This window comes from Shewanella sp. MEBiC00475, from assembly GCF_005234075.1.
GTDB lineage: Bacteria > Pseudomonadota > Gammaproteobacteria > Enterobacterales > Shewanellaceae > Shewanella > Shewanella polaris.
In genome coordinates, this window is the sequence record NZ_CP039928.1 from 3,971,362 (window position 1) to 3,988,781 (window position 17,420).

15 protein-coding genes are annotated in these 17,420 nt (G+C 41.2%); 9 read left to right on the plus strand and 6 right to left on the minus strand.

Features of this window, described 5'->3' with window-relative positions; genetic code table 11:
• Positions 1-120: 120 nt before the first annotated feature.
• On the minus strand, positions 121-1,410 hold the full coding sequence (locus tag FCN25_RS17615; RefSeq protein WP_137226703.1) for an alpha/beta fold hydrolase: 1,290 nt from the start codon (positions 1,408-1,410) through the stop codon (positions 121-123).
• 221 nt (positions 1,411-1,631) lie between these two features.
• On the opposite strand from FCN25_RS17615, the gene FCN25_RS17620 reads away from it, so the two are divergent.
• The 9 genes from FCN25_RS17620 (at position 1,632) to FCN25_RS17660 (ending at position 13,011) form a co-directional block, all read left to right on the plus strand.
• Positions 1,632-2,276, plus strand: a complete 645-nt coding sequence (locus tag FCN25_RS17620; protein WP_137226704.1) for an MBL fold metallo-hydrolase — start codon at positions 1,632-1,634, stop codon at positions 2,274-2,276.
• Positions 2,277-2,396: 120 nt separating this feature from the next.
• Positions 2,397-3,416, plus strand: coding sequence for an XdhC family protein (locus tag FCN25_RS17625; protein WP_137226705.1), 1,020 nt, complete (start codon positions 2,397-2,399; stop codon positions 3,414-3,416).
• Between the two features lie 11 nt (positions 3,417-3,427).
• A complete protein-coding gene (locus FCN25_RS17630; RefSeq protein ID WP_175405898.1) occupies positions 3,428-4,036 on the plus strand; it encodes a nucleotidyltransferase family protein in 609 nt (202 codons plus the stop codon).
• 25 nt (positions 4,037-4,061) lie between these two features.
• On the plus strand, positions 4,062-4,514 hold the full coding sequence (locus FCN25_RS17635; RefSeq protein ID WP_137226707.1) for a (2Fe-2S)-binding protein: 453 nt from the start codon (positions 4,062-4,064) through the stop codon (positions 4,512-4,514).
• A gap of 2 nt (positions 4,515-4,516) precedes the next feature.
• Complete coding sequence (locus FCN25_RS17640; RefSeq protein ID WP_137226708.1) at positions 4,517-6,760, plus strand: xanthine dehydrogenase family protein molybdopterin-binding subunit; 2,244 nt, start codon at positions 4,517-4,519, stop codon at positions 6,758-6,760.
• Positions 6,761-7,018: 258 nt separating this feature from the next.
• On the plus strand, positions 7,019-8,464 hold the full coding sequence (locus FCN25_RS17645; RefSeq protein ID WP_137226709.1) for a methyl-accepting chemotaxis protein: 1,446 nt from the start codon (positions 7,019-7,021) through the stop codon (positions 8,462-8,464).
• A 263-nt stretch (positions 8,465-8,727) separates the two neighbouring features.
• Entirely contained in the window at positions 8,728-9,399 is a 672-nt protein-coding gene (locus tag FCN25_RS17650) for a hypothetical protein (RefSeq protein WP_254693675.1), read from the plus strand.
• A 2-nt stretch (positions 9,400-9,401) separates the two neighbouring features.
• Positions 9,402-11,735: an EAL domain-containing protein gene (locus tag FCN25_RS17655; protein ID WP_137226710.1), complete on the plus strand. Its 2,334-nt coding sequence runs from the start codon at positions 9,402-9,404 to the stop codon at positions 11,733-11,735.
• Positions 11,736-11,790: 55 nt separating this feature from the next.
• Positions 11,791-13,011 (plus strand): hypothetical protein, encoded by a 1,221-nt coding sequence (locus FCN25_RS17660; RefSeq protein WP_254693676.1) that lies wholly within the window; start codon positions 11,791-11,793, stop codon positions 13,009-13,011.
• A 266-nt stretch (positions 13,012-13,277) separates the two neighbouring features.
• Here the strand turns inward: FCN25_RS17660 and xthA are convergent, their stop codons facing one another.
• The 5 genes from xthA to trpB all read right to left on the minus strand — a co-directional run bounded on the left by xthA (position 13,278) and on the right by trpB (position 17,412).
• Positions 13,278-14,096 (minus strand): exodeoxyribonuclease III, encoded by an 819-nt coding sequence (gene xthA, locus FCN25_RS17665; RefSeq protein ID WP_137226711.1) that lies wholly within the window; start codon positions 14,094-14,096, stop codon positions 13,278-13,280.
• Entirely contained in the window at positions 14,096-14,395 is a 300-nt protein-coding gene (locus tag FCN25_RS17670) for a YciI family protein (protein ID WP_137226712.1), read from the minus strand. Before FCN25_RS17670 ends, xthA begins: the two co-directional genes overlap by 1 nt.
• Positions 14,396-14,429: 34 nt before the next feature.
• Positions 14,430-14,981 (minus strand): septation protein A, encoded by a 552-nt coding sequence (locus FCN25_RS17675; RefSeq protein ID WP_137226713.1) that lies wholly within the window; start codon positions 14,979-14,981, stop codon positions 14,430-14,432.
• A 423-nt stretch (positions 14,982-15,404) separates the two neighbouring features.
• Complete coding sequence (trpA, locus tag FCN25_RS17680; protein WP_137226714.1) at positions 15,405-16,208, minus strand: tryptophan synthase subunit alpha; 804 nt, start codon at positions 16,206-16,208, stop codon at positions 15,405-15,407.
• On the minus strand, positions 16,201-17,412 hold the full coding sequence (trpB, locus tag FCN25_RS17685; protein WP_137226715.1) for a tryptophan synthase subunit beta: 1,212 nt from the start codon (positions 17,410-17,412) through the stop codon (positions 16,201-16,203). Before trpB ends, trpA begins: the two co-directional genes overlap by 8 nt.
• Between the last annotated feature and the right edge of the window lie 8 nt (positions 17,413-17,420).

Sequence of the window (17,420 nt, forward strand, 5' to 3'; positions counted from 1 at the left end):
GCAATATAAAATTATTTACAGGCTATAAAAACGGCTTAAACGTTTAACGTTTAAGCCGTTTTTTATCTTACTCTTTTAACTTAACTATTTTTATCATCAATACTTTTAGCGTAAATTCTTCTAACGTAAGCAATGACCTCGGTTAAGGCTTATCAGTTTATCTAAAATGCGCTCGCCATCCATACGGATACCATTATGTTCATATTCTGAGGTGAGCCAATATTGTAGCTGTCCGACTTGTTGGGTGGTTTCTAAGCTGTATTGCATTTCCACAAACATGTCGTTGCTATAAATGGCTGCCGCCACAGGGACTTTATTATTAGCCAATTTTTCAAGGTCATATAATGCTGGCCAGTCTTTCTTTGTGGCGATTAACTCTGCAGCAGGCTGCAAAGGAATTAATGCTTCAAACTGGGCAAACATCCATGGATAAACCATTTCACCAGTAAACAACAAAGGTTTATCTGGATGGTAATTAAATTGCTCAAACTGCGATCGTACTCGATGAGCAGCCCACGATGACGCATTATGTTGACAGTAAATCGACTCATGCATTAAGGCAAAAATTGGATTGGTATTGTAACTAAGTAATTGACTGAATTGATGTGCAAATAACGGGTTTAAATCTACACCGTGAGCCGTTTCTATTAAGGCTTGTTCAAGCAAGTAATATACCGCTTCAGGTCCTTGTTCCATGCCGATATTAACGCCTAATAACTGCAGCATTTCTACTGTCAGTTGTTCACCTGTTGCTAAGTAAACTTTGTTTCCATAAAGGTACTTGGCTAAGTTATCAACCAGTAATCTCGCGTCACTAAAACGATTAAAAAAGTCTTTGTTTTTAGCGATAACGCGTTGATATGTCGCTTGGTAAACTTCATCTGCAGTGCGGGTTAGTGACGGAATACCACCAGTAATATAGGCTTCTTTCAAACCTTCTGGCGCGGCAGATAAATAATGCAATACACAAAATCCACCAAAGCTTTGGCCTAAAATGGTCCAGGGTTCGTCTGGTGACAATTTTGCGCGAATATACTCTGCATCGCGAATAATATTATCGGCACGAAAAAAGCTTAGATAGTCCGCTTGATCAGTGGCGCTCATGTCACTTAAGCTGGTGGCATTGACTGGGCTTGATAATCCAGTGCCGCGTTGATCAAGCAGTAATACCCGATATTCTTTTAGTGCTCTTTTTATCCAACCACTATTGCTAATCGGCCTTACGGCTCCAAAGCCTGGTCCGCCTTGAAAAAACACTAAGTATGGTAGCTTTTTATGTTGGTTTTCTATGCTGGATATTTCACGGGCGAAAACGGTTATTTGCTTACTTAGGTTTTGTTGGTAATCAAGCGGCACAGAGAAAAAATGTTTACGGGCAACGATGTCTGCTAAGGTGAGATCAATCTGCATATAATGGCTATTCCGTCGTTATTAATGATGTTACTAAATTTATCTTGTGGATATGATATATGAACGCATGTACGAGCGCGAACAAGGTTATTTAATTAGCCCGTTAATGATTTACAATCAGTCACTAGACGTAAATCACTTTAAAGAGCTATCTAGATCACATCTGCCTAAGTAGAATTAACGGATAATCAGCAAGTGTTTTTTAAAGAACGAGGTTGTCGATGAAGTATCAAATCATCCCCGTAACGCCTTTTCAGCAAAATTGTAGTGTCATTTGGTGTGAGAAGACCTTAAAGGCTGCGGTTGTTGATCCCGGTGGTAACATTGATCGGATTTTAGCTGAGGTGACTAAGCTAGGCTTACATGTTGAAAAAATACTATTAACCCATGGTCATATTGATCATGTCGGTGCCGCTGCGGCGTTATCGAAACAATTAGCTGTCCCGATTATTGGTCCGCACATTGCTGATAAATTTTGGTTAGATAATTTAGTCAAACAAAGTCAAAACTTCGGTTTTCCGCGTGTAGAAGCCTTTGAACCAAACCAATACCTGAATGATGGTGACGAAGTGAATGTAGGTGAGCAACATTTGCAGGTGCTTCATTGCCCAGGACATACCCCTGGTCACATCGTTTTTTATGATAAAAAGGATAGTTTAGCTTGGGTGGGAGATGTGCTTTTTAGGGGCTCAATTGGTCGCACCGATTTCCCACAATCTAATCATCAAGATTTACTTCACTCTATTACCACTAAATTGTGGCCATTAGGGCAAAATGTCAATTTTATTCCCGGTCATGGGCCTATGTCGACGTTTGCAGATGAACGCCGAAACAACCCCTTTGTTGCTGATCAGTTATTTGATTAATAATTTGTTATAAAATCAGATCATTGAGGTTATTTTTAATACCATGAATGATTGATTCTTTGCATTGTAAAGCCAGTCTGTTAGCTTAATAGTCTGCGTTTATTATGATGGACAGTTCTCATGGTTCAACACCTTGTTGATTTACTCGATGCCTGGTTACCTTCTTATCAAGAAGACTGGGTTGTAGCAGTGTTAACTCAAGTGCAAGGGTCTTCTTATCGCAAGCCCGGCGCTATCATGTTATTTCATCCGATGGGGAAAAGTTTAGGCATGCTAAGCGGAGGTTGCCTTGAAGCTGATCTTCGTCGTCATGCCCAGCGAGCGATTCAAACCCAACAGGTTATTCAATTAACCTACGATGCGACCGACGAGTCTGATACCAGTTATCAACTTGGTTGTGGTGGTATTGTCAATATTATGATGGTGTCGGTAAATAAAGCTAATAATTACTTGGGCTTACTGCACGTACACGATGCATTAATGCGGGGAGACAGCGGGATTTATCAGTTGGATATTGTCGATGACGGTGTATCGAGCAATAAGATATCGGGCTTATTTATTGAGCATCCAAATGATTCGGCCACACCAATAACCCTCAATACTAAAACCATTAAAGTGACAGAGCAGGGTAAAACCTTACTGCAGATCCCTTTGCGTCCTCCGGTGCATATTGGTATTTTCGGTGGTGGTTTAGACGCGCAACCTGTCGCACTAATGGCGCAAACCATGGGCTGGAAAGTCTCGGTGTTTGACGAGCGCACCGCTTATGCGCGTAGCTATGATTTTCCGGGTTGCCAAATTATCAAACAACCGACTGCCAATGTAACTAATCACTTACTCAGTGATTTAGATGCTGCTTTTTTGATGAGTCACAATCTGCAAATTGATGCCAAGACCCTTAAAGTATTGCAGACACAACCTTTAGCCTATATCTCGTTGCTTGGGCCAGTGCACCGCCGCGATAAAGTATTAGCAATGGCTGATCTTAGTTTGGATGATTTTAGTGGTTATTTCTCCGCTCCTGCAGGGCTTGCATTAGGCGGTGAGCTTCCTGGTTCAATAGCATTAAGTGTTTTATCTCAGTGTCACGGGGTGCTATATGGCAGTCAGCTCACTAGTCTTGATAGTGTGATGCTGTAATGATGGGCATAATGAAACCTAATATCGTTACCGTGATTTTAGCTGCGGGGGCTAGCAGCCGATTTAATGGCCGTAAAATAACGGCCAAAGTGCAGGGCGATCAAAGCTTGCTGGCCCATAGCATTACAACCCTAAATCAAGTGACAACCGCAGCAGGTATTCAAACACCTGCGGTGGTGTTGGGTGCACACCTTAATGACGAGATTATGGCAATAACTTCGACATCACATCGAATTATCAATCATGATTGGCAACAAGGATTATCCAGCTCTGTTAAACAGGCTGCTCAATATGCTATTGATCATCATGCAGAGGCTTTATTGCTGGTGTTGGCCGACCAAGTGGCGATAACCGCTCAAGATTATACTCGGCTTGTTGATGCTTATTACCAAAATGGTCTAAGTAGTTGTGCTTTTTATCGGGAAAATGTTGGTGTACCCGCTATATTTTTAGCAGAGGATTTTGCCGCGTTAATGTCTATTGAAGGTGATAAAGGCGCTAAAAGTATATTAAAACACCATGAAAAAAATAACAGTTTGAACATATTGACTATGGAACAAGCCCAATTTGATATTGATACCCCAGCTGATTTAACGCGTTGGTTAGATCAAGTGAGTTAAGTTTCGGCCCAATTAAGGAATGATTATGACAACCTCAACACAAAAATTAATGGTCAATGGTAAGGATTTTACCCTTGATGCCGATCCTAATATGCCTGTGCTATGGGCTTTGCGTGACATACTTGGTTTAACGGGCACTAAATTTGGATGTGGTGCAGGTTTATGTGGCGCGTGTACGATTCATGTTGATGGCAGTCCGATGCGCGGTTGTTTAACCAGCTTAAAGCAAGTGCAAGGCAAGCAAGTTACCACCATTGAAGGCCTTGAGGCCGAACAGTTAAAGCAAGCTTGGCTGGAACACAATGTGCCTCAATGCGGTTATTGTCAAGCGGGGCAATTGATGTCTGCGGCTGCATTATTAAAAACCACAGCTAAACCTTCTGAGGCACAAATTGACGATGCAATGTCGGGCAATATTTGCCGCTGTGGTACTTACCCACGTATTAAAGCGGCGATAAAATCGGCTTCGGAGGCATAACCATGACTACATTTACTGCAGTTGAAAATATCAGTCGCCGTCATGTACTTAAACTATTTGGCGCTGTTGGCGGCGGATTGGCCCTCGGCACATCCAGTTTAGCATGGAGCCCAATGGCGCTGGCACAAGACAAACAAGCCTTAATGAATCTATTTGTTGCTATTGGTGAAGACAACAAAGTCTATTTAACCTGTCATCGCTCTGAAATGGGTCAAGGTATTCGAACCGGTATCCCGCAAATTTTAGCTGATGAATTAGAAGCTGATTGGGATAAGGTTGTGGTGGTGCAAGGCCTAGCAGATAAGCGTTATGGCAGCCAAAATACTGATGGTAGCCGCAGTATCCGTAAGCATTACCATCGCATGCGTCAAATGGGTGCCACCGCTCGTACTATGTTAGAACAAGCGGCGGCACAACAATGGAAAGTGCCTGCTGCGGAGGTATATGCCAAAGCTCATAAAGTGCATCACAAAGGCAGTAACAGAAGCCTTGCTTATGGCGATTTAGCACTGGTAGCGTCGACATTGCCAATGCCAGAATTAGACTCAGTGGTGTTAAAAAATGCTAGTGATTTTACTCATATTGGCAAGTCACACACTATTGTCGATATGGATGCGATGCTAACGGGTAAAGCGATATATGGATATGACATTAAGCTAGATGGCATGTTGTACGCTAGTATTACTCGCCCACCAGTATTAGGCAGTGATGTGGTAAGTATTGATGACACCAAAGCCCGCAGTATTGCCGGCGTGGTTGATATCATTACCTTGCCAGCACCACAAGGTGCACCGTTGTTTCAACCTTTGGGCGGCGTAGCTGTAATCGCTACCAACAGTTGGAGTGCGATTGAAGCGCGCAAAGCATTAACGATTACCTGGTCTAAGTCGATTAATGATGGTCATGATTCAGAGTTATATTTACAAGGCTTGGTTGAGCGAGTTAACCAGCCGGGGAAAGTGATACGCAAACTCGGTGATTCGATCACTGAGTGGCCTGCAGAGCAAACCGTTAATGCAGTGTACACAGTCCCTTACTTAACCCACGCCATGATGGAGCCACCCGTTGCAACTGCAAATGTGACGGCCGATGGCTGCGAATTATGGGCGTCGAGCCAAACGCCGCAAAGTACTCAACAGAATGTAGCTGGAGCATTAGGGCTTAAAGAAGAGCAGGTTACGGTTAATGTGACCTTATTGGGCGGCGGTTTTGGACGTAAATCCAAACCTGATTTTAGCGTAGAAGCAGCTATTTTATCGCAAAAGTTAAACAAGCCTATTAAGGTGTGTTGGAGCCGCGAAGATGAAATTCAAAATAGCTATTACCATGCGATTAGTGCGCAAATGTATCAGGCAAAACTTGATAACAACAATATGCCAATCGCATTGTTAGCGCGGACAGGTTTTCCATCTATTAGTTCAACATTTGCTGAGGGCGTAGAATATCCGTCGGCTGGTGAGTTAGATTTAGGTTTTAGTGATGTGCCATTAGCGCTGGGACATGTTCAGTTGGAAGCGGTAAAGGCAGAGGCGCATACTCGTATCGGTTGGATGCGCTCTGTGTGTAACATTCAACACGCTTTTGGTATGGGAAGTTTTGTTGATGAGTTAGCCGTTAAAGGTAATAAGCCTTGTATACAAATGTGGCGTGATCTTTTGGGTAAACCACGGATAGAAACATTTGAAAACCAAGCTTTTAAATACGGTAACTATGGTGAGGAGTCCGCCGATCATCCCGTGGATGTGGGTCGATACCTTAAGGTATTAGATACACTTGAAACTGCGTTAGCTAATGCGCCTAAAGCGGCTAAAAACCAAGGCTGGGGTATGGCTATTCATCGCAGCTTTGTGAGTTATGTTGCTGTTGCTACCTTGGTTGAAGTTGTCGATAAGCAGCTTAAGGTGATTAAATCAATAGCAGTGATGGACGCTGGTACTGTGATTAATCCTGATCGGGTTAAATCTCAATTAGAGGGCGCGATTATTTTTGGTTTAAGCCTCGCTATGATGGGCGAAATTAGCTTTAAAGAGGGTAAGGTTGAACAATCAAACTTTCATGATTATCCGTTATTACGTATGCCACAAAGCCCAGATATTGAAACGTATGTTATCGAGTCTACCGCAAAACCAGCGGGTGTTGGTGAACCTGGCGTGCCACCTGTAGCGCCAAGTTTAACGAATGCAATTTTTGCAGCGACCGGTGCAAGATATCGCGATTTACCGCTCAATAAATATTTATCCGTTTAGCCATTTACGTGAGCTGTAACACTTAAGTCTTACTCATTTAAGTCGATAACTATTAAGCCTAATGCCTAAGTATATTCGTACTTAGGCATTGTTATTGCCTCAAGGTTAACATTTTAAAAAATACGGCTATAAGATGGCAAATGAATTTGAATAACCTGGATCTTCTATAATATTGATTGACGTTTGTACGGGTGCTGTCCGTTTATGTAGTTTTGTTGTCACTTTTGAGATAATGGCAAGTTGCCTTAGGAAGCTTATATGAAGCAAATCCAGTTTAGAAAAATTGATGCTATTTTGATTAAATTAAGCCTCAATGGAAAATTTTGGGTGGTGTGTTCACTTGTTGCATTGATCACCAGTGTTATTGCATTAATTAATTACCAACAAACTCAAGAATTAATTGAGCAAACATCGTTACAACGTGCTCAAGCAAGTGTTGACAGTTTCGCCTCGGTTGCCAATAACCAAGATTTACATAATGATGCCCTTAAACAATTTGCACAAGATAACCAATTGCAGTTATCGAGTCGTGATAACACGGTCCGAAGTGGTGATGTGGTAACGACGTCCGCAAGCGTTGGCGATAAGTATTTAACTAAAAGTCAAAATGTTCAGCAATGGGAACAAGAGCCGCTAAGCCAAACGAATTTAATGTTGATTTTGGCTTTGGTTGGTTTATTGCCGTTATTTCAACTGAGCTATTGGATTTCCACCTCATTAGGGGGAGGCTTATGGGATATTTACCAAGCAATTAAACGTTTAGCTGATGGTGACTTAACCGTTAGGTTAAACTTTTTTGGTTCTGATGATTTCAGTTTAATTGCTAATGAAATTGATCGCAGCGCAGATAACATGAGTGAAATGGTTGGTGCTATCCGCAGTAATGCTGAAACCTTGGCTGTTGCCGCTAACGAGTTTAATCATCAAGCCAGTACCAATGACGAGCTAATTGACCAACAACACCATTTCTTAGATTCGGTGGCACACGCCATGGATCAAATGACGGCGGCCATTGCCGATGTGTCACATCATGCAAGTGATGCCTCATTAAATACTAAGCAAAATGCTACACACATAGGTGAAAGCCAAAGTAAGATTAATGATGCGGTTAAACGTATTAGTTATTTATCTGAATGTATAGCTGAAGCATTTTCATCTGTAGAGCAACTCTCCCGCGATGCTACCCAAATTAATGATGCCGTTACCACCATTGATAGTATTTCTGAGCAAACAAATTTATTAGCATTAAATGCTGCTATTGAAGCTGCTCGTGCTGGGGAGCAAGGTCGTGGTTTTGCCATCGTGGCGGATGAAGTACGTACTCTTGCTGGGCGGACACAAAAAGCAACCGTAGAAATTCAAAAAATGATTGAAGGATTACAACAAGGTTCTAAAAAACTCACCACTATTACCACTGTAATTGTGACAGAAGCCGATCAAGGTAGTGCGAGTATTAAAGCTGTCGGTGATGATATTACTCATATGGCTGAGTCTATTAATGCGGTGTTTGATATGAGTAGCCAAATAGCTGCTTCAGCAGAACAACAGAGTGTGTCTGCCGGTGATATTGCCATGCAACTTAATCAAATTCGTCAGCAATCGGATACTATTCGTAGTACTTCCAAGCAAGCTGGTATATTAGCTCAAGATTTGAATAAATCTTCTAAAGGTTTAGGGGTAATTTTAAGTCAATATAAAATTTAGTTTAGTCTGTCTTACCTTATCATAGAGGATTATTGATATTTTTTTGATTAGCTTGAAATAAAGTACTAAGGTAGCTGGTCTGTTAATAAGTTGTTAGGCTGAATTAAGTTAACCGCATTTAATTTAATCCACTCGCTTAACAACGTTTATTTTTATAACAGCATGATTAGATACCGATGAATAACAACCGCTTGGATACCTTCATGGTAAACTTGTTTCGGTGCTTTATTGTATGATCAGGCAAACGTCATTTAGGAGTATCAATGATCATTACCTCAACGCGCGTAATCGTGCTGACTTTAACCAGTTTAATATTTAGTACCAGTGCTGCGATAGCGGCTTCGCAAAATATAATGGTGTTAAATACCCAAGGACTACCAGCAGAAAACATGGTGGTGTACCTACTGCCAAGCAATCCAGCCCATATAGTTGCCAGCACATTACCTAAAAAAGCTGAAGTTCATCAAAAAGATAAACAGTTTTCCCCCTATATTACTATTGTGCAAAAAGATAAGGATGTGGCTTTTGTCAATGAAGACGATATTACTCATCATATTTATTCGGCACTTGGTCCGAAACGTTTTGCATTTAAATTACGTCATAATCAAGAACAACAAGTTCTGAGATTCGAGCAAACAGGACATGTGTCGATGGGGTGTAATATTCATGATTGGATGTCGGGCCATTTGTTGGTTGTCGACACCCCTTTTTATGCAGTGACCAATCCACAAGGGCAGGTGACATTTGCAGATTTACCAGCCGATGACTTCAAGATTGTTGTATGGCATCCACAATTAAAATTGACAGATAATCAACAAGTCAAAATGTTCCATTTACCCAGTGATAACACCATTACTATCTCTTTACAGGGTGAATTTGATAGTATTCCGGAACAGAAAAGTTTAGATGAATTTGAATTTTTAGAAGGATACTAGTATTGGCATTTTTTAATCGCCTGCAAACTCGGATTTTTGCTTTTTTTGTCCTGTTAATTATTGCTGTATTAAGCTTGTCTTTTTGGTTGTCTTATCAAGCAAATCAAAGATTAGAGCAACAATATGTGGCGAGCCAACTTGACGTCGCCAGTCTTGTTTTTGAATCGCAATATGATAATCGAAGCTATTATTTGGCGGCATTCGCAGCAACGGCAGCAAAAGACTTCGGCTTAAAAGATATTTTTATTGATGGTGATAACCGTAGTTTTTTAGTTGCACTCAATAATCATCGTAGTCGAATCAATGCTTCGCTTGCAATGGCAGTATCTGCGGAAGGTAAGATTATTGGTCAGCTGGTCGCATCACAAACAGACAAGGGCCGTGAATTGGTTGCTTTGGGCTCTGAGCAAAATAGTACGTTTCGCTATCTGTTAGGTTCTGAGTTTGAAACATTAAGTCCATTTTATTTATTAGATAATAAGTTATATCAAATTAAGTTTTCTCCACTCACCAGTGGTGGCAATAGTGTTATCGGTTGGGTTGGATTTGGTTTTCTCGTCGACGATGCATTGGCCAATTCGTTGTATAAACTCACTGGGTTAAATAGTGGTTTTATCCTAACCTCGGCGGATAAGATGACGACAATTGGCCACTCTGGTGAGTCGTTGTCAAACGATGAAAGCATGTTGTTATCCAGCTATATCACTGATCAAAAAAGCAATCTCGATTATATCTTGTGGAAACAGTCTTTGGGTGATGTTGATGGACAAGCTCTGCATGCTTACATGTATAAATCGCGTTCAGACTTACTGGCTTCCATAGACTCGCAGTGGTTACAACAAGTGGCAGTGCTGGTATTAATGTTACCCGTTTCTTTGTTATTGGCATTTTTGATTTCGGGCAGTATTACTCGACCGATTAAACAATTAATTGCCCAGGCCCGCTTTATTGCCAAAGGTAATTACGACTCGAATGTTACTGTCGACTCAAGTGTTGAGTTACAACAATTAGCTAACGAGTTTACCTCAATGCAGCAAGCTATTTTAGCGCGTGAAAAAGCCATTGAGCATCAAGCGTTTCATGACCCGTTAACCAATTTAGGTAACCGCAACGAATTACAGCGCAACATTGAACCTTGGTTGGTTTCAGGTTCAAAAATGGGACTGTGTTTAATTAATATTCGCCGTATGACCGAAATTAATGTCACTTTAGGTCATGAAGTGGGTGATGAAGTGATTAAAGAGGTGGCTAAGCGTCTATGTGAGATTAATTCTGATGCCTTTGCTTACCGGTTGTCAGGTGATGAATTTGTTCTGGCATTTAAGCATTGTGAGCATCAATCGTTCGATGTTGTGTTATCTAAGTTACAGCAACAGATTGGTCAAGATTATCATTACAAAGATGTGATGTTACATTTACAGTTTACTGCTGGCGTGAGCTTTTATCAGCCAAATATCGATATTGTAACCTTACTAAGACAAGCCGATACCGCCTTGCAGCACGCTAAAGTAAATAAGCGTGATTACCAGATCTATGATGCTAATATTGATAAAAATAGCATTGAACGTTTTCAATTAATTAATGAACTCAAAGTGGCTATTGAGCAAAATCAGTTAGTATTGTATTACCAACCAAAATTAAACTTAGCCAAACAAAAAATCACCCATGTTGAAGCATTAGTTCGTTGGGATCATCCTGCTAGAGGCATTATTCCACCCGATACGTTTATTCCTATTGCTGAAAAAACCATGCAAATGGATGCGTTGACACGTTGGGTTATTACCGAAGCAATGGCTCAATATCATCGCTGGCAATTATTGGGCATTGATATGTGTATTGCCGTTAATATTTCGGCTGAAAATTTAAAAGATGAGCAATTTTGCCATTGGGTCATTAATGCACTCGCGGAGCATCATGTTCCTGTAGCTGCAATGACGTTAGAGATCACCGAGGATGCGGTAGTATCTGATCCTGAACTGGCGATAAAGCAGCTCACATTATTACGAAATAATGGACTGACACTATCAATAGATGACTATGGTACGGGTTATTCTTCACTGGCACAGTTGAAGCAATTACCGGTTGATGAGCTAAAAATTGATAAGTCATTTGTGCAAAAGTTACTAGAAAATCAAGCTGACCAAATTATTGTGCAATCAACACTACAACTTGCTCATAACTTGGGGCTTAAAGTGGTTGCCGAAGGCATCGAAGACAAGGCTACGTTAGAGTGGTTAACCGATCTAAACTGCGAAATGGGCCAAGGGTTTTATTTGTCTCGGCCGCTCCCTGAGCGCCAGTTTAATGATTGGTTAACACAATCAGATTATCAATAGGAGAGTGATCATTATTTACTCATTATATACAAGGATGGTGTGCTGTTTACTGTTTGTGAGTAGCAGTGTGTATGCCGACTCTATTGATCTGAAGAACGTTGAGCATGATTTCAGTGGCGTAATTGATGTTCGTGCCGGTTATGCCGATAGTATCGATTCTTATTTAGAGGGTGGATTGGGCAAGTTTGGCGCAGACAATGGCGCGCAATTAGCGTTATCACAACTAGGATTAAATTATCACATCCAATGGGGTGATGCTTGGTCGAGTCGCATAGCGGCTAATGGCTATGTTGATGGGATCAATAATGGATTGGGCATCACCGAAGCGTTGGTCCGTTATCGTGATATTCCAAGTGAATCGGGCATTCGCCTTGATGTACAATTTGGGCTGATGTACCCGAAAATCTCGTTAGAAAATGTTGCAACAGCTTGGGCATCGCCTTACACGTTAAATTACTCAACGTTAAATAGCTGGCTCGCTGAAGAAGTCAGACACATTGGTTTATCGACAACCATTGAGTCTTTAGGCAAGTATCGTCAGTCAGAGCATGATTTTTCATTAACAGCTGAAGCCTTTATGTTTAACGATACCACTGGTGCCATGTTGGCTTGGCATGGTTGGACTCAAACCTCAAGACAAACATTAGTGCAAGAAACGCTTCCCATAGCAGCCATTCCAGCAATGGAAACTGGCGGTATGTTAGAGGCTCAAGCTGCTAATTCGGATCCTTTTACTGAACTTGACGATCGTATTGGTGGGCATGTGTTAGCCAAGTGGACTTGGCGTAATAAAGGCAGTGTTCAAGCTGGTTATTATGACAATAATGCCAACACGCTTATCGTTAAACAAGGTCAATATGTGTGGTTGACTCAGTTTGGTCATGTTGGCACAAAATGGCGTTTACCATACGGAATCAATTTAATTGGCCAGTTTATGCAAGGTTCTACTTTGATGACCAACACGGAAGGTTACCCTGTGGTAGATAATGATTTTCAATCGGGATATATTTTACTCAGTAAACGTTGGTCGCAGCATAGAATCAATATGCGTGTTGAAGATTTTTCTGTCACCGATAACGACACTGTACCAGGCGATAATAACAACGAAGATGGCCAATCATTCACACTTGCTTATCAGTACCAATTAGACCGACCATGGTTTATTCAATTTGAGTACAATCTTATCGATTCAAATCGACCCGCTAGAGCTTACCTTAATGAATCTATTGATTTAGTCGAACAACAATGGCAATTATCCAGTCGCTATTTCTTTTAGATCACTGAACATAAAATCTATATAAACTAAAATCGTGTTTTCCTGCTGGCGCTGTGCGGTTTTGCAAGTACTCTAGGCATAAAGAGTAGCCATAGAGAGTTGTCATAGTGATTGGTCGTTGAGATTAGCTGAGAGGGTGTTCTAAAGGCAAATTCGCTACTAAAAATGCGCTAGAAGTAAGATGAACTTATAGCTTTTATGGCTTTTAGTAGCGAAATTATCGAGTTGATATGTTATTTGGTTAACCTATAACTAGATTGTTTAACTTATATTAGCTTTTCGCTAAAGGTGCTCCAAATTGGCGCATGATCTGATGGTTTCTCAATACCGCGTAAATCGTAATCCACGTCAGATTCAATTAAGCGTGGGACCATAGGTTCAGTCACCAAAATAACGTCTATTCGAAGGCCGCGGTTGTCAACAAAACCTTTGCTGCGATAATCAAACCATGAATAACGTTCTGTGCGAGTTGGGTGTAATTGACGAAAACTATCGATAAATCCCCATTGTTCTAGGCGCGCTAACCATTCACGTTCTTCAGGTTGGAAGCTACATTTACCCGATTTTAACCAACGCTTGGCGTTAACATCACCAATACCAATGTCTAAATCGGTTGGCGATATATTAATATCACCAATAATCGCAATGTCTTCACTAGGATTATGATGCTTTTCTAAATACAGCATTAAGTCTTGATAAAACTTACGCTTAGCCGGATATTTTGTTTCGTGATGAATACTTTCACCTTGAGGGAAGTAGCCATTGAATACCGTTAATATACGGCCATTGTCTTGCTTGAACTTGCCAATGATCAGGCGACGTTGGGCGTCTTCATCATCGGTTTCAAAACCTTTAATAACACAAATAGGTTCTATTTTTGACAGCATCGCCACACCATAATGTGCTTTGCCACCATGATAATGAACTTTATAACCCATAGCTTCTACGTCAGCGACAGGGAACGCGTCATCATGTACTTTGGTTTCTTGCAAACCAATAATATCCGGTGAATGGCTGTCGATCAGTGCTTGTAATTGATGTAAACGAGCACGTATCCCATTAATGTTAAAAGACACTATTTTCATTATGGAAGTACTCGCTTAAATGGTTTAACGATGACACTTTTGTATACGCCAGCGGCGATATAAGGGTCTACATCGGCCCAAGCTTGGGCATCTTCTAGTGAAGAGAACTCGGCAACAACTAAAGAACCAGTAAAACCCGCTTCTCCAGGGTTTTCATTATCAATTGCAGGATGTGGTCCGGCAGTTAATAAACGGCCTTCATCGGCTAAAGTTTGTAAACGGGCTAAATGTTCAGTACGAACAGATAAACGTTTTTCTAAACTGTTTTCGACATCTTGAGATGAAATCATATACCACATATAGCATCTTCCTTTACTTGATCTTGTTGATTGATTATTGACCATCAGTTGGTTGTGAGTTGTCTTCTTCCATATTTTTATACAGATAGACTACCGTAATAACAGTGTTAATTAAGGTGAGGGCTGTTAAGCCAAAGACTTTAAAGTTAACCCAAGTTTCTAAAGGTAAATTGAACGCAATATAAATGTTGGCGAATCCACATAAAACAAAAAATCCAACCCAATACCATGTAAGTTGAGCCCATATTTTATCGTCAACTTTCATTTCTTTACCTAACATGCTCTTAAGCGCAGGTTTGCCCATCATTTGAGAGACAATTAACCCAATAGCAAACAAGGCGTAAACGATGCTGACTTTCCATTTGATAAAGGCATCATCATGGAAAAACAGTGTAAGAGACCCAAAGACAGTCACCAAGGCGAATGTGGCCAAATGCATTTTTTCAATGTGTTTATAAAGCAGATAAGTGATGACGAGTTGAATTGCTGAAGCAGCAATCAATACTGCTGTTGCAGTATAAATGTCATAGAGTTTATATACAGCGAAAAAAATGACTAAAGGTAAAAAATCTAACAGTTGTTTCATAACGATCTCAGGTTAGAAAAAGAGGCTGATGATGTGGCATTACCACCGTAATAATCATCGATTGTAGCATGATGTTATCCCTATTCACATTAACAAGGATAGCGAAAAATGATTAATCATCGGCCATCTTGCAAGGGAATGTTAACGGCAATCTTCAGCGAGATCGATGATTGTCCGTGCCTTATATATGCTCCAGTGAATCATTTTTTATGTGTTGTTATTTAGGCTGAGTAAGTTACGGTGGTAACTTTTTAATCAGTGCTTAAGGTCAGTCGCGCTTGTGTTTCTATCTCTAGCACCGTTATAGGTTTCTAGATTGTTGATATTTATCATCGGAAAGTGAAACCGTATTATGGACAGATTAATACCTGAAAAAAGAGCCGAATTAACGGCTCTTTTTGGGCTATGGTTATCAAAAAGTGTCTAGGTTGCGGCTTTCATTGTCGCGGTAAATTCAGCAAGTTTGGCCAATAAGGTGACTTCATCATGTTGGTGTGCAGCAATAATCTTAACTACAGCTGAGCCTGAAATAGCACCTGCAGCGCCTGCTTTGATGGCCGCACGTACTTGTTCTGGTTCTGCAATACCAAAACCTAATAGTGGTGGCGGTGCATTAAATTCAGCCAGCTGTGCCAGAATGTTTTCAATAGGTTGACCTGCTTTTGATTCAGTACCCGTGACGCCCGCACGTGATAACAGATAGGTGTAACCTTCACCTTGTTCACTGACCATTTTTAATGTGTCTGAGTCAGCATTAGGCGGTGCAATAAAGATAGGTGCAATACCGTGAGCTTTAGCAGCTTTACTAAAAGGTGCTGACTCTTCAACGGGTACGTCGGCAATCAATACTGAATCAACACCTGCAGCCTTTGCTTTGGCATAAAACGCATCAATACCATTAGCAAAAACTAGGTTGGCATACAGTAATAACCCAATCGGCAGATCAGGGTGTTGGGCACGAATTTTAGTGATGATATCAAAGCAATCACTTGGGGTGGTACCTGCGGCTAACGATCGCAAATTTGCACCTTGTATCACTGGTCCATCGGCTAATGGATCTGAAAAAGGAAATCCTAATTCAAGGGCATCAGCGCCATTATTCACTAAGGTTAGAATAATTTTTAACGATAATTCAGGGCTCGGATCGCCAATGGTCACAAAAGGAACAAACGCACCTTTATCTTGTGCTTTCAGTGCAGCAAATGCTGTTTGATAACGGTTACTCATTGCCGCTCTCCTGTGTTTTTTGTTTGGCTTCTAAAATATCAGCCACAGTAAAAATATCTTTGTCACCACGGCCAGATAAATTAACCACTAAAATGGTTTCTTTAGTGGCTTCTTTTGCCATGCGTACGGCATAGGCGAGGGCATGGGCAGATTCTAATGCGGGAATAATGCCTTCGCAGCGAGCAAGTGTTTGAAACATCTCAAGCGCTTCATCATCAGTAGCTGACTCATAACGTGCACGACCAATAGAATTTAAATACGCATGTTGTGGTCCTACCGATGGGAAATCAAGTCCTGCAGAAACCGAATATGATTCTTCAATCTGACCGTCACTATCTTGCATTAATGGCGATTTCATTCCAAAGAAAATCCCGGTTTTACCATGTTTAAGTGGTGCACCGTGCATCGGGGTATCAATGCCTTTACCGGCAGGTTCTACACCAATGAGTTCTACTGATGGTTCATCAATAAAATCAGCAAACATACCAATAGCGTTTGAGCCACCGCCTACACAAGCGATAACGGCATCTGGTAAACGTCCTTCTCTTTCAAGAATTTGCTTTTTAGTTTCTTCACCTATCATCCGTTGGAATTCACGGACAATAGTTGGAAATGGATGCGGGCCGGCTGCTGTACCCAGTAAGTAATGGGCTTTATCATAGCTGCCTGACCAGTCGCGCATGGCTTCGTTACAGGCATCTTTTAAGGTTGAAGAACCCGATGTTACTGGAATCACTTCAGCGCCCATTAATTTCATGCGGAACACATTTGGAGACTGACGTTCAATGTCCTTTGCGCCCATGTAAACTTTACATTTTAGCCCCAAAAGTGCACAGGCTAGGGCTGTGGCCACACCATGTTGGCCAGCACCTGTTTCGGCAATAATTTCTTTTTTACCCATTCGCTTAGCTAACAAAGCCTGACCCAATACTTGGTTGGTTTTATGAGCACCGCCGTGGAGTAAGTCTTCACGTTTTAGGTAAATTTTTACCAAAGGATTTGGACTTAGGTTACGGGTGAGGGTTAGCGCTGTCGGGCGGCCGGCATAGTTTTTCAATAGGTCGGTAAATTCAGTAATAAAGCTTTCATCTTGTTGAGCTTCAACAAAGGCGGTTTCGAGTTGCTTTAATGCAGGCACTAAAATCTGTGGTACGTACATACCGCCATATTCGCCGAAATAAGGGTTAAGCTTGAGCTCGGTCATAAATATTC

Coding starts and splice junctions, on each gene's coding strand:
- FCN25_RS17615 (WP_137226703.1), bottom strand. CDS start 1,410: ATGCAGATTGATCTCACCTTAGCAGACATCGTTGCCCGTAAACATTTT.
- FCN25_RS17620 (WP_137226704.1), top strand. CDS start 1,632: ATGAAGTATCAAATCATCCCCGTAACGCCTTTTCAGCAAAATTGTAGT.
- FCN25_RS17625 (WP_137226705.1), top strand. CDS start 2,397: ATGGTTCAACACCTTGTTGATTTACTCGATGCCTGGTTACCTTCTTAT.
- FCN25_RS17630 (WP_175405898.1), top strand. CDS start 3,428: ATGAAACCTAATATCGTTACCGTGATTTTAGCTGCGGGGGCTAGCAGC.
- FCN25_RS17635 (WP_137226707.1), top strand. CDS start 4,062: ATGACAACCTCAACACAAAAATTAATGGTCAATGGTAAGGATTTTACC.
- FCN25_RS17640 (WP_137226708.1), top strand. CDS start 4,517: ATGACTACATTTACTGCAGTTGAAAATATCAGTCGCCGTCATGTACTT.
- FCN25_RS17645 (WP_137226709.1), top strand. CDS start 7,019: ATGAAGCAAATCCAGTTTAGAAAAATTGATGCTATTTTGATTAAATTA.
- FCN25_RS17650 (WP_254693675.1), top strand. CDS start 8,728: ATGATCATTACCTCAACGCGCGTAATCGTGCTGACTTTAACCAGTTTA.
- xthA (WP_137226711.1), bottom strand. CDS start 14,096: ATGAAAATAGTGTCTTTTAACATTAATGGGATACGTGCTCGTTTACAT.
- FCN25_RS17670 (WP_137226712.1), bottom strand. CDS start 14,395: ATGTGGTATATGATTTCATCTCAAGATGTCGAAAACAGTTTAGAAAAA.
- FCN25_RS17675 (WP_137226713.1), bottom strand. CDS start 14,981: ATGAAACAACTGTTAGATTTTTTACCTTTAGTCATTTTTTTCGCTGTA.
- trpA (WP_137226714.1), bottom strand. CDS start 16,208: ATGAGTAACCGTTATCAAACAGCATTTGCTGCACTGAAAGCACAAGAT.
- trpB (WP_137226715.1), bottom strand. CDS start 17,412: ATGACCGAGCTCAAGCTTAACCCTTATTTCGGCGAATATGGCGGTATG.